Origin of the sequence: Nocardia sp. NPDC056952 (assembly GCF_042674185.1) — a bacterium.
GTDB lineage: Bacteria > Actinomycetota > Actinomycetes > Mycobacteriales > Mycobacteriaceae > Nocardia.
Genome location: NZ_JBHURA010000007.1, coordinates 24,725 through 36,794, shown reverse-complemented (window position 1 = coordinate 36,794; position 12,070 = coordinate 24,725). Strand labels below are relative to the sequence as shown.

The following is a 12,070-nucleotide window of genomic DNA, read 5'->3' as shown; positions in this document are numbered from 1 at the left end:
AAGGAGATTTGATGACTGAGACCACGCTGCCCCCGTCCGGCGGTGCGGGCGACCGGACCGAACCGGTCGATATCCAGACCGAAATGCAGAACAGCTACATCGACTACGCGATGAGCGTGATCGTCGGCCGTGCGCTGCCCGACGTGCGTGACGGCCTCAAGCCGGTGCACCGTCGCGTGCTCTACGCGATGTACGACAACGGCTACCGCCCGGACCGCGGCTACGTGAAGTCCGCGCGCCCCGTCGCCGAAACCATGGGTAACTACCACCCGCACGGCGACTCGTCGATCTACGACACCCTCGTGCGTATGGCTCAGCCGTGGTCGCTGCGCTATCCGCTGGTCGACGGCCAGGGCAACTTCGGTTCCCGCGGCAACGACGGCGCGGCCGCCATGCGCTACACCGAGTGCCGCCTGACGCCGCTCGCGATGGAGATGCTGCGCGATATCGACTCCGAGACGGTCGATTTCGTCCCGAACTACGACGGTCGCTCGCAGGAGCCGACCGTGCTGCCCGCGCGCGTGCCCGCCCTGTTGATGAACGGCTCCAACGGCATCGCGGTCGGCATGGCCACCAACATCCCGCCGCACAACCTCAACGAGCTGGCCGACGCCATCTACTGGGCGCTGGAGAACTACGAGGCCGACGAGGAATCCACCCTCGCCGCCTGCATGGAACGGGTCAAGGGCCCCGACTTCCCGACGCACGGCCTGATCGTCGGCAGCCAGGGCATCCACGACGCGTACACCACCGGCCGCGGTTCCATCCGCATGCGCGGTGTGGTGGAGATCGAGGAAGACGCGCGTGGCCGCACCACGATCGTCATCACCGAACTGCCGTACCAGGTCAACACCGACAACTTCGTCAACTCCATCGCCGAGCAGGTGAAGGACGCGAAGATCGCGGGTATCTCCGATATCCACGACGAGTCCTCGGACCGCGTCGGCATGCGCATCGTGGTCACGGTCAAGCGTGACGCGGTGGCCAAGGTGGTGCTGAACAACCTCTACAAGCACACCCAGCTGCAGACCAGCTTCGGCGCGAACATGCTCTCGATCGTCGACGGCGTCCCGCGCACGCTGCGGCTGGATCAGATGATTCGCTACTACGTGAATCACCAGCTCGAGGTCATCGTGCGGCGCACCCGCTACCTGCTGCGCAAGGCCGAGGAACGGGCCCACATCCTGCGCGGCCTGGTCAAGGCCCTGGACATGCTCGACCAGGTCATCGCGTTGATCCGCGGCGCGGCCAACACCGATACCGCGCGCACCGGCCTGATGCAGCTGCTCGACATCGACGAGATCCAGTCGACCGCCATCCTCGACATGCAGCTGCGTCGCCTGTCGGCCCTCGAGCGTCAGCGCATCATCGACGATCTGGCCAAGATCGAGATCGAGATCGCCGACTACAAGGACATTCTCGACAAGCCCGAGCGTCAGCGCGCGATCGTGCGCGACGAGCTGGCCGAGATCGTCGAGAAGTACGGCGACGACCGCCGGACCAGGATCATCGCCGCCGACGGTGACGTCGCCGACGAGGACCTGATCGCCCGCGAGGACGTGGTGGTCACGATCACCGAGACCGGCTACGCCAAGCGCACCAAGACCGACCTCTACCGCTCGCAGAAGCGTGGCGGCAAGGGCGTGATGGGCGCCGGCCTCAAGCAGGACGACATCGTCAAGCACTTCTTCGTGTCGTCCACGCACGACTGGCTGCTGTTCTTCACCAACAAGGGGCGCGTCTACCGGGCCAAGGCGTACGAGCTGCCCGAGGCCAACCGGACCGCGCGTGGTCAGCACGTGGCCAACCTGCTCGCGTTCCAGCCGGACGAGAAGATCGCCCAGATCATCCAGCTCAAGACCTACGAGGACGCGCCGTACCTCGTGCTCGCGACACGCGCGGGTTTGGTGAAGAAGTCGAAACTCACCGATTTCGACTCCAACCGCTCCGGCGGCATCGTCGCGGTGAACCTGCGCGATGACGACGAATTGGTCGGTGCGGTGCTGTGCTCGTCCGACGATGACCTGCTCCTGGTCTCGGCGCACGGTCAGTCGATCCGCTTCGCGGCGACCGATGAGGCGCTGCGTCCGATGGGCCGCGCCACCTCCGGCGTGCAGGGTATGCGCTTCAACACCGACGACGAGCTGCTCTCGCTCAATGTGGTGCGTTTGGAGACATATCTGCTGGTCGCGACGGCCGGCGGGTACGCCAAGCGGACCGCGATCGAGGAGTACACCGCGCAGGGACGTGGCGGAAAAGGCGTATTGACAATCCAATACGATCCGAAGCGTGGCAGCCTGGTGGGTGCGCTCATCGTCGACGACGAGGACGAGTTGTACGCGATCACTTCCAGTGGTGGCGTCATCCGCACCGCAGCCAAGCAGGTTCGTAAAGCCGGACGCCAGACCAAGGGCGTGCGATTGATGAACCTCGCGGATGGCGATACCTTGCTAGCGATCGCGCGCAACGCCGACGAGCCCGATCCCGATCAGCTCCTCGGCGACGTGGCTTCGGAGTAACACACCAAATAGCGGCGGCAACGAACGGATCTGAGGATTCCATTGACCACACCGAATCAGTCGAACGACGATCGGAACCAGACCAACGGCGTCACCGAGCGGATCGCCACGTCTCCGATCCCGCCGCGGCCGATCCCACGCCAGGGCGGTCCGGCCGAGGGCGCGGCGCCGGAATCCGGTGCGGCCGGGACCGATTCGTTCGAGGGCAAGGGCAGCAAATCCTCGCCCTACCAGGACGGGTGGGCTCAGCTTCCGCAGCGTGAACCGCAGTCGAACCTGTACCGGCCCGGCGAATCGCCGAGTCAGGGGCGGCCTTCGTCCGGGGCACCGGGCGGCGGCGGTCTCAAGGGCAGTGGGGCGTCCAACGCCCGCACCACTGCCGACCTGGCGGCCAAGGCGGCCCGCAAGGAAGCGGCGATGGTGAAGTCCGTCGGGATCGACGGGCCGACCCGCAGCATCGCGCGTCCGGAGCTGGTCAAGGACATGCCCGACCTGTCCGACGTGCGCCACCCGGCACCCGAGGCGCCGGTGGCGCCGCCCGGGCTGCCGATGGCGCCGCAGCCCCAGCACAACATGGGGCCGAGCGCGCGGGCAGCCGCGGCGGGCAGCGTCTCGCCCGCGGTGCCGGTGGCTATCGCGGCCGCCGCGTCGGGTGAGCCACTACGCGCGACCGTGCAGATCCGCCGGATCGACCCGTGGTCGACCCTGAAGATCACCCTGGTGATCAGTGTCGCGCTGTTCTTCGTGTGGATGCTGGCCGTCGGCCTGCTCTACATCGTGTTGGCGGGCATGGGCGTGTGGGACAACCTGGACAACTCGCTGGGCGAGATGCTGAACCAGGAGGGCAGCTCGTCGAGCCTGATCGACGCGGGCACGGTGTTCGGCTACGCGGGTGTGATCGGCCTGATCAACGTGGTGCTGTTCACCGCGCTGGCCACGGTCGGCGTGTTCATCTACAACCAGTGCTGCGATCTCGTCGGTGGCATCCAGGTAACCCTGGCCGATCCCGACTAGAAGCCGGTTTCCGGTACGGCCGGTCGGTCCCAGGAAACTGGGTCTGACCGGCCGTTTTGGTTATCGGCAGGCAGGTAAGGTAACCTCGTTTCTCGTTGCGGTTCACTGCTCCGGCGGGGATCGAAATGAGTTCGGGCCTATAGCTCAGGCGGTTAGAGCGCTTCGCTGATAACGAAGAGGTCGGAGGTTCAAGTCCTCCTAGGCCCACTCCCGAACAGCACAGTAGGGTGGGAATCATGAAGATTGTCCTCATGGTCGGTGTTGTGATCGCCGTTCTCATCGGTGTCAACAAATTCCGCAAGCGCGACGACGCAGACCTCTGGCGCGAGGTTACCACCCGCTGATTTCGGGTTGCCAACCGGTCGATAACCGGTAAGGGGCCTTAGCTCAATTGGCAGAGCACTGCCTTTGCAAGGCAGGGGTTAGGGGTTCGATTCCCCTAGGCTCCACATCTGTGAATTCCTCGGTATTCGATTTTCTTCTCACCAGCACTCCCGCCGACGCCGTTTCGGCTGATTTCGCGGCGGACTGGGCGCGACACCGCACCAGGACGGCCGGGTTCGCGAGTTCGCTCGATCGGGCCGCGATCGCCGGATTCGACGGCGCGGGAACAGGTCCCGCTTTCCTCGGTGGATATCAGGAAGCCCTGCACGCGCTGGTTCCCTCGCTCGATCCCGCCGAGCTCTCCTCGATGTGCGCGACCGAAGGCGCCGGTGCGCGACCGTCGACGATGACGACAACAGTGCGCGAGGACGGCACCGTCAGCGGCACCAAATCCTTCGCCACGCTGGGCGCGTTCGCCGATCGGTTCCTGGTGATCGCCCGCTCCGGCACCCAGCCCGACGGCAGGCCGCTGCTGCGCGCCGTGCTCGTCCGCGCCGGTGCGTCGGCCGCCGTGACGCCGCTGCCCACGCTGCCGTTCGCGCCGGAGATCCCACACGCGGAAGTCGTCTTCGATGCCGCGCCGGGCGAACTGCTGCCCGGTGACGGCTACGCCGATTACCTGAAGCCGTTCCGGACCGTTGAGGACCTGCATGTGGTGGCCGCTGTGCTCGGTCAGCTCGTCCGGGTCGCCCGGCTAGCGCAGTGGCCCGCGGAGCCCGTAGAACAGCTGCTGGCGCTGTTTGCGGCGGTGCGTGGGGTCGGTGCCGAGGACCAGAGCTCCCCGGGTGTGCACATCGCGCTCGGAGGCATCTTCGATCGGCTGGCCGGTCTGCGGACCGAACTGGAGCCGCTGTGGACGCCGGTGGATCCGGAGATCAGGAAGCGCTGGGAGCGTGATGCGCCGCTGCTCGGGGTCGCGGGCAAGGTGCGGGCGGCGCGACTGGCGACCGCGTGGCGCACGCTGGCCTGATCGACCGGTTCTGGTGCGGTGTCAATCCGTTCTGGTGCGGTGTCAATTCGTTCTGGTGAACGTGCCGAGACCGCTCTCGTCGAAGTAGTCGATGGTCAGTGTGCCATCGGCGAACCGCGCCGAGGTGACGCTGCCGGGCGGGGCGTTCTCGCCGCTCAGGTCGAAGGCGAAGGTGTCGCCGTCCCAGTGCCGGAGTTGATAGGTCCGCTGCTCGGGGCCGATGGTCAGGCGCAAGCCGGTGTCGGTCGCGACGATCGTGGCGGGACCCCAATAGGCACTGTCGTAGGTGCCTTCGTAAGTCGGTAGTGGCTGTGCGGGGGCCGGATTCGCCGGGGCGGGCTCACCGGACAGGTCGCCTTCCGGATCGTCGATGGCGGCGAACGCGTCGCGGTACAGCCCGCGCCAGTCCTCGCGTACCTCGCCGAACTGCACCAGATCGGCGAATTCGGCGGTCAACGTCTCCGGGATGCCGAGCGGCGCGGCGTTCGTCAGTGCGACGATGGCCACGTCGGCGGACGGGATCACCAGGAAGTTGGTCGCCGCGCCGAGGCCGAAGGCACCGGAATGACTGGTGGTGGTGCGCCCGGCCGCGGAGACCGACACGTTGAAGCCGTACCCGTAGCTGCCCGCCCGCGCGGTGGGGGACGTGGGCGGCGCCGAGACGATCTGGGGTGTGACGGCGGGCAGCAGCGCTTCGGGCGGGGCGATGGTTGTCGCGCCCGCCGTGCCGTTACCGAGCAGCATCGTGAGCCAGCGGGCCATGTCGTTCACCGAGGAGCTCGCGCCGCCGGCGGGGGACTGGGGGTCGGGGTCGCGCACGTAGCGGGCCACCCAGTCGCCGTCGATGTTCACGTGTCCCACCGCGTGATTCGGCCGGGCGAGGAAGTCGTCGAATCGAGAGCTGGTGTCGCGCATGCCGAGTGGTGCGTAGAGGGCATCCGACGACAGTTGGGCCCAATCCTTCCCGGCCGCCGCGGCCACGGCTTCGGCGCCGGCGGTGAGCCCGAAGTTGGTGTAGTGGTAGGTGATCCGGAAGGGGTCGAGGGGCTCGAGGCGCAGCTTGTCGAAGATCGCGGCCTGGTCGTAGCCGAGGTCTTCGAGCCGGTCGCCCGCGTGATCGGGCAGGCCGCTGCGGTGCGCGAACAGGTCGCCGACGGTGAGCTGGGCGGTGGTGGCGGGATCGGCCAGCGCGAACGACGGGAGGTGGGCGACCACCGGGGTCGTCCACTCGATCGTGTCCGCGCCGACCTGGTTGGCCACGACGGTCGCGGCGAGCGACTTCGACACCGAGGCGAGTTGGAAGACGGTGTCGGCGTCGACCTTGTCGGGCGCGCCTGCCTGGCGAACACCGAAACCCTTCGTGTACACGGTCTTTCCACCGTGGACCACGGCGACGGCCATGCCGGGAATGCGGCTGGAGTCCATCAGCGAGCCCACCAGTTCGTCGAGCTGCCCGACGGCTTTGCCGACCGCGTCGGCGGGCAGGGCGACACCGGCGACTTGATTCGGGGGGAGTTCGGCGGTGGTCGTCGTAGTGGTGTGGGTGTCGTCGGTGGATCCGCTACAACCAACGAGGATCGTCATCGAGAGGACGACCCCGGCGATCGCACCGCGACCAGGCACCATGGGCCGACGATAACCCTGGTTGCCGGGTGATCGCCGGAACGTGGCCGGACTGTGACGCTCGGCGTTGCGGTGCGCTTCGGCTGATCTGCCGAGCTGCGACCTTGCCGGAAAATGGGGAGCGGGCCTCGGCGAAGGGGGGGAGTTAGCCGAGGCCCGCGTAGGGTCGGCCCGGGGGGGAGGGGCCGACCTGAACGATCCTACGCGATACGCGCGGAATTCGTGTACGCGCACCGGGCGAGTTCACAAGATTTTTCGGGTGCCGGTGCGGGTGTCGGCGGTGGCCCGGGGTGCGGCGATCGGCCGGTGCCCGCTCCCGGTACCTGTCAGGTGTCTTACGGACATCGGAATTGGCTGGTACACAAGGTTTTACGGGGAATCGCCGGTGAACATGTTCTCGTCTCGCGGGTGGCGACCGTCCAGCGAACAGGCGCTCTTGTTCGTGTCGGGAGACAGAAAATCAGTCCGATTCGCCGCGTGTCGCGACACGTCGGCATGTCGAACAAATGTGTACATCTGACATGCGGTCGCGCGGAAATTTGGGATGCGACTTGTCGGTGGGTAGGGCAATACTGGGCACAGCATCGCCAACCACGACTTCAGGAGAATCATGCCCGACGCAATCGTCGCCGAGGGTCTGGTCAAACGGTATGGGCAGCTCGTCGCCCTCGACGGACTCGACCTGTCCGTTCCGGAAGGTACCGTCACCGCGCTTCTCGGCCCCAACGGCGCGGGAAAGACCACGACTGTTCGCGTTCTCACCACGCTGCTGATACCCGACGAGGGCAGCGCCACCGTCGCCGGCATCGACGTACTCGACAATCCACAGGCCCTGCGCTCGCGCATCGGCGCCTCCGGCCAGTATTCCGCGGTCGACGAATACCTCACCGGTTTCGAGAACCTCGAAATGGTCGGCAGGCTCTACCACCTCGGCACCCAGCGAAGTAAGGAGCGGGCCCGCGAACTGCTCGACCGCTTCCGCCTCAGCGACGCGGCCGACCGGCCGGTGAAGGGTTACTCGGGCGGTATGCGCAGGCGCCTCGACCTGGCAGGCGCCCTGGTGGCCAACCCGCCGGTGCTGTTCCTCGACGAGCCGACCACGGGTCTGGACCCGCGTGCGCGGCTCGACCTGTGGGACGTCATCGAGGAGCTGGTCGCCGGCGGCACCACCCTGCTGCTCACCACCCAGTACATGGACGAGGCCGACCGCCTCGCCGATTCGATCGCGGTGATCGACCACGGCAAGGTGATCGCCCGCGGCACCGCCGACGAACTCAAGGCCCTCGTCGGTGGCGACCGGATCGAACTCACCGTCGGCGCCGCCGACCAGCTCGCCGTCGCCCAGCAGGTGCTGAGCGGGCTCGCCGACGGCGAGATCCATCTCGAACCCGGCCTGCGCAAGCTCATCGTGCCGGTCGCCGACGGGTCACAGGACCTGGTCACCGCCATCGGCAGGCTCACCGAGCACAAGGTGGACATCAACGATGTCGCCTTGCGTAGACCCTCGCTCGACGACGTCTTCCTGACGCTCACCGGGCACGAGGCCGAAGAACTCGTCAACGGTGATCGCGAGTCGGAGACCGTGGGCGCCGCGGAAGGAAAGAACCGATGACCGTCGCACTCGACAAGGCCGAGCTGCACCCTCCCAGCTTCGGCGAACGACTGTCGATGGTGGTGAGCGACAGCATCACCATCGCCAAACGCAACGTCATCAAGATCAAGCGCGTGCCCGACGTGCTGATCTTCACGACGATGTCGCCGATCATGTTCGTGCTGCTGTTCGCCTATGTCTTCGGCTCGGCGATCTCGATCCCCGGGCTCGAAGGTGGCTACCGGGAGTTCCTGATCGCCGGCATCTTCGCCCAGACCGTGGTGTTCGGCGCCACCTTCACCGGTGCGGGCCTGGCCGAAGACATGCAGAAGGGCATCATCGACCGGTTCCGGTCGCTGCCGATGGCGCCGTCGGCGGTGCTGGTCGGGCGCACGATCAGCGATGTGGTGATCAACGTGGTCAGCCTGGTGGTGATGTCGCTGACCGGTCTGGTCGTCGGCTGGCGGATCCGCGGATCGTTCCTCGACGCGGTGCTCGCGTACGCGTTGATGCTGCTGTTCGCCTACGCGCTGTCGTGGATGATGGCCGTGGTCGGCCTGATCGTGCGGGCGCCGGAGGTGTTCAACAACGCCAGCTTCATGGTGATCTTCCCGCTGACGTTCCTGTCCAACGCGTTCGTCCCGCTCGACAACATGCCTGCTCCGCTGCGGGTCTTCGCCGAATGGAACCCGGTCTCGGCGCTCACCCAAGCGGTGCGTGACCTGTTCGGCAACGTCAACCCGATGGCGCCGCCCTCGGACGCGTGGCCGATGCAGCATCCGGTGACCACCACGCTGATGTGGATCGTGGTGATCCTGATCGTCTTCGTGCCGCTGGCTCAGATCCAGTACAAGAAGTCGGTCAGCCGCTGAACAACAGCCGGAACTAGTGCGCCGAGCCGTTGCGGGAATACCCCAGACGCGGCGGCTCGGCGGCCGGTTCCGGCAGTTGTGGACGCTTGGCGCGGGCCAGGTAGGCCAGGGCGCCCGCCCCGGCGAGCGCGATCGACGCGAGCAGCGGATTACGAAGCTTCATTCGACCACTGTGGCACAAACAGATTCGACGTGTCGCGTGGCACCATAACTGCGTGACCTCACCCAACCAGACGGCCGTGGCAACTCTGCACACCAACCACGGCGATATCAGGATCGCGCTCTTCGGCAACCACGCCCCGAAGACGGTGCGCAACTTCGTCGGTCTCGCCGACGGCACCGCGCCGTACTCCACCGTCAACGCCGGTGGGACGGAAAGTGGCCCGTTCTACGACGGCGCCGTCTTTCACCGGATCATTCCGGGGTTCATGATCCAGGGCGGCGATCCGACAGGCACCGGCCGTGGTGGGCCGGGCTTCGAGTTCGCCGACGAGTTCCACCCGGATCTGCGCTTCGACCGCGGCTATCTGCTCGCGATGGCGAATGCGGGCGCGGGTACCGAGACCAACGGTTCGCAGTTCTTCATCACCGTCGGCGCGCAGCCGCACCTCAATCGCAAGCATTCGATCTTCGGCGAGGTGGTCGACCCCGATTCGCGCAAGGTCGTCGACGCTATCGCCTCGGTGAAGACCGATCGCAATGATCGCCCCGACGAGCCGGTCATCATCTCGGCTGTGACGATCGACTGATCAAGGCCACACACAGAACTCCCCGCCGCGGACCGTCGCGGCGGGGAGTCTCTCTTTGCTTCACGTGAAACAACGTCAGTCAGAAGTCACCGAGGCGAAGCCGTTGACGACCAGAGCGTCGTACACGTCGTGGGGATTGGTGCCGAGGTCCCAGCGGCCGAAGATCAGCAATCGCTCGGTGTCCTCGTGGCGCACATCGACCTCGAGCATCGAGGATTTGCGGCCGATGCGGCGGTAGGAGACCATCCGGATCCGGTCGATCCGGTCGAGTGGGTAGTCCTTCGGGCCGGTGAGCGTGCCGACCACCAGGCGCGGCGCGGGGCCGGGAACCATGGTGAGCCGAGGGCGCTGCCGGATACCGAGCGCGGACATCGCCAGCACGGCGGCCGCAGCGATGCCGATGAGCAGCCTGCTCGGGCCGTCCTGGGCGAGGATCGCCAGCACGGCCAGCAGGATTCCGCCACCGCTGATGGCGAGCAGACCTGCGACAGGGGTGGACCACGAGACGGGTTGTGCATCGCTCACGCGGTTGTTCGCCCCTCTATCCTCGAGTTGTGCACAGGGTTATCCACAGGTGTGCATGAATAACACCGGTGTAATCCGCTGCGATCAGCGCCATCGCATGGTCATGACCAGGCCGATGACCATCAGGCCGAACCCGATCAGGAAGTTCCAGGCGCCCAGATCGAGCATGAAGCCGATGTGGTCCTGGGCCAGGTAGTAGACGATCAGCCACACCAAGCCTGCGAGCATGAAGCCCAGCATGATCGCGACGTACCAGACCGGCGACGGCCCCGCTTTCACCTTCACCGGCGTGCGGCTGGCGGGGCTCGGGGTGTAGTCGGCCTTCTTGCGGACCTTGGACTTGGGCATGACGTCCTCGAATTCGGAGTACAGGTAACTCCTAGGCTATCTCAACTCCCGTACCCTCGACGCATGCGTGTATTGGTCGTCGACAACTACGACAGCTTCGTGTTCAACCTGGTGCAGTACCTCGGCCAGCTTGGTGCCGACGTCGTGGTCTGGCGCAATGATGACCCCCGCCTCGACGATCTGGACACCCTCCTCACCGTCGGGAACGAAGGTGGAGCGTTCGACGGCGTGTTGGTGAGCCCCGGGCCGGGCAGCCCCGACCGCGCGGGCGCGAGCATCCCGCTCGTGCACGCGGCCGCCCGGCACAACAAGCCGCTGCTCGGCGTGTGCCTCGGGCACCAGGCGATCGGCGAGGCGTTCGGCGGCACCGTCGACCGGGCGCCCGAACTGCTGCACGGCAAGACCAGCGAAGTTTTCCATCTCGGGTCCGGCGTGTTGGCCGGCCTGCCCGACCCGTTCACCGCCACCCGCTACCACTCGCTGACGGTTCTCCCGGAAACCATTCCCGAGGAGCTGGTGGTGGTCGGCCACACCGAGAGCGGCATCGTGATGGCGATGCGCCATCGCACGCTGCCCATCCACGGCGTGCAGTTCCACCCCGAGTCCGTGCTCACCCAGGGTGGCCACCGGATGCTCGCCAACTGGCTCGAGGTCTGCGGCGAACGTCCGTCCGAGACACTCGTCTCCGCGCTCGAGGCGGAGGTCGCCGCGCTGGTCACGCAGTGAGGCCGTGGGTGCGGTTGTCGGTGGCGGCGAGTCTGGACGGCTATATCGATGACGCGAGCGCGCAGCGCCTGCTGCTGTCGAACTCCGCGGACTTCGATCGGGTCGACCAGATCCGCGCGGAGTCCGACGCGATCCTGATCGGTGCGCACACTCTGCGCACCGACAATCCCCGCCTGCTGGTGAACAGCGCCGAGCGCCGGGCCGCTCGGGTGGCGGCGGGTGAACCGGAGTTCCCGGTGAAAGTGACCGTCACCGAGTCCGGTGATCTCGATCCGGGGCTGCGCTTCTGGCACACCGGCGGCGACAAACTCGTCTACACCTCCGATGCGGGCGTCAGGAGGCTGGGCGACCGGCTCGACGGACTTGCCGAGGTGGTCGGCCTCGGCGAGCGACTCGCGCTCCCGGCCCTCGTCGCCGACCTCGGCGCACGAGGTATCCACAGGCTGATGGTCGAAGGGGGTACCGGCATGCACACCGGCTTCCTCGCGGCCGATCTGGTCGACGAGATCCGCCTGGCGATCGCGCCGATCCTGGTCGGCGATCCGGCGGCGCCGCGCTTCGTCGGACCGGCGCAGTTCCCCGGCGGGGCCGGTCGCAGGTTGCACCTGGCGGGTGTGGAACAACTTGGGGATGTCGCTGTGCTGAACTACCTGGTCAGCCCCGATCCACAGCCCCGCAACTAACTGATACCGCGAACAGAATCACTGCATCGACCTGGGAAAATTCAGCTGTCCACAGTTCGCGGACAG

The 12,070-nt window shown here is 66.7% G+C and carries 13 protein-coding genes and 2 tRNA genes; 11 read left to right on the top strand and 4 right to left on the bottom strand.

Annotated elements, in window-relative coordinates; all coding sequences use genetic code 11:
* Positions 1-11: 11 nt before the first annotated feature.
* The 6 genes from gyrA to ACFTS5_RS23460 all read left to right on the top strand — a co-directional run bounded on the left by gyrA (position 12) and on the right by ACFTS5_RS23460 (position 4,887).
* Positions 12-2,519 carry a DNA gyrase subunit A gene (gene gyrA, locus ACFTS5_RS23485; RefSeq protein ID WP_378634601.1) on the top strand — a complete coding sequence of 836 codons (2,508 nt, stop codon included), beginning with the start codon at positions 12-14 and terminating at the stop codon, positions 2,517-2,519.
* Positions 2,520-2,561: 42 nt separating this feature from the next.
* Complete coding sequence (locus tag ACFTS5_RS23480; RefSeq protein ID WP_378634599.1) at positions 2,562-3,533, top strand: DUF3566 domain-containing protein; 972 nt, start codon at positions 2,562-2,564, stop codon at positions 3,531-3,533.
* Between the two features lie 133 nt (positions 3,534-3,666).
* Positions 3,667-3,740: transfer RNA gene (locus ACFTS5_RS23475), tRNA-Ile, on the top strand.
* Between the two features lie 29 nt (positions 3,741-3,769).
* Positions 3,770-3,877: a DLW-39 family protein gene (locus ACFTS5_RS23470; protein ID WP_214516728.1), complete on the top strand. Its 108-nt coding sequence runs from the start codon at positions 3,770-3,772 to the stop codon at positions 3,875-3,877.
* Positions 3,878-3,909: 32 nt separating this feature from the next.
* A tRNA-Ala gene (locus tag ACFTS5_RS23465) sits at positions 3,910-3,982 on the top strand.
* Positions 3,983-3,987: 5 nt separating this feature from the next.
* Positions 3,988-4,887 (top strand): acyl-CoA dehydrogenase, encoded by a 900-nt coding sequence (locus ACFTS5_RS23460; protein WP_378634596.1) that lies wholly within the window; start codon positions 3,988-3,990, stop codon positions 4,885-4,887.
* A 42-nt stretch (positions 4,888-4,929) separates the two neighbouring features.
* Here ACFTS5_RS23460 and ACFTS5_RS23455 read toward each other — a convergent pair whose 3' ends face one another.
* Positions 4,930-6,513, bottom strand: coding sequence for a serine hydrolase (locus ACFTS5_RS23455; RefSeq protein WP_378634594.1), 1,584 nt, complete (start codon positions 6,511-6,513; stop codon positions 4,930-4,932).
* A 607-nt stretch (positions 6,514-7,120) separates the two neighbouring features.
* Here ACFTS5_RS23455 and ACFTS5_RS23450 point away from each other — a divergent pair.
* A complete protein-coding gene (locus ACFTS5_RS23450) occupies positions 7,121-8,122 on the top strand; it encodes an ATP-binding cassette domain-containing protein (protein WP_378634591.1) in 1,002 nt (333 codons plus the stop codon).
* Positions 8,119-8,973 carry an ABC transporter permease gene (locus ACFTS5_RS23445; RefSeq protein WP_378634589.1) on the top strand — a complete coding sequence of 285 codons (855 nt, stop codon included), beginning with the start codon at positions 8,119-8,121 and terminating at the stop codon, positions 8,971-8,973. Before ACFTS5_RS23450 ends, ACFTS5_RS23445 begins: the two co-directional genes overlap by 4 nt.
* A gap of 13 nt (positions 8,974-8,986) precedes the next feature.
* On the opposite strand, the gene ACFTS5_RS23440 is transcribed toward ACFTS5_RS23445, so the two are convergent.
* Complete coding sequence (locus ACFTS5_RS23440) at positions 8,987-9,136, bottom strand: hypothetical protein (RefSeq protein ID WP_170112099.1); 150 nt, start codon at positions 9,134-9,136, stop codon at positions 8,987-8,989.
* 52 nt (positions 9,137-9,188) lie between these two features.
* Between ACFTS5_RS23440 and ACFTS5_RS23435 the strand changes: the two genes are divergently transcribed.
* Positions 9,189-9,722, top strand: coding sequence for a peptidylprolyl isomerase (locus tag ACFTS5_RS23435; protein ID WP_378634585.1), 534 nt, complete (start codon positions 9,189-9,191; stop codon positions 9,720-9,722).
* Between the two features lie 75 nt (positions 9,723-9,797).
* Here the strand turns inward: ACFTS5_RS23435 and ACFTS5_RS23430 are convergent, their stop codons facing one another.
* Positions 9,798-10,247, bottom strand: a complete 450-nt coding sequence (locus ACFTS5_RS23430) for a PH domain-containing protein (protein ID WP_378634582.1) — start codon at positions 10,245-10,247, stop codon at positions 9,798-9,800.
* 84 nt (positions 10,248-10,331) lie between these two features.
* The gene (gene crgA, locus ACFTS5_RS23425) at positions 10,332-10,595 is read right to left on the bottom strand and encodes a cell division protein CrgA (RefSeq protein WP_378634580.1); all 264 of its coding nucleotides are present in this window, start codon (positions 10,593-10,595) and stop codon (positions 10,332-10,334) included.
* 63 nt (positions 10,596-10,658) lie between these two features.
* Here crgA and ACFTS5_RS23420 point away from each other — a divergent pair, with 63 nt between their 5' ends.
* Together ACFTS5_RS23420 and ACFTS5_RS23415 are read left to right on the top strand one after the other, a co-directional pair.
* Positions 10,659-11,321, top strand: coding sequence for an aminodeoxychorismate/anthranilate synthase component II (locus ACFTS5_RS23420; RefSeq protein ID WP_378634577.1), 663 nt, complete (start codon positions 10,659-10,661; stop codon positions 11,319-11,321).
* An 8-nt stretch (positions 11,322-11,329) separates the two neighbouring features.
* Positions 11,330-12,004, top strand: coding sequence for a RibD family protein (locus tag ACFTS5_RS23415; protein WP_378634576.1), 675 nt, complete (start codon positions 11,330-11,332; stop codon positions 12,002-12,004).
* Positions 12,005-12,070: the final 66 nt, after the last annotated feature.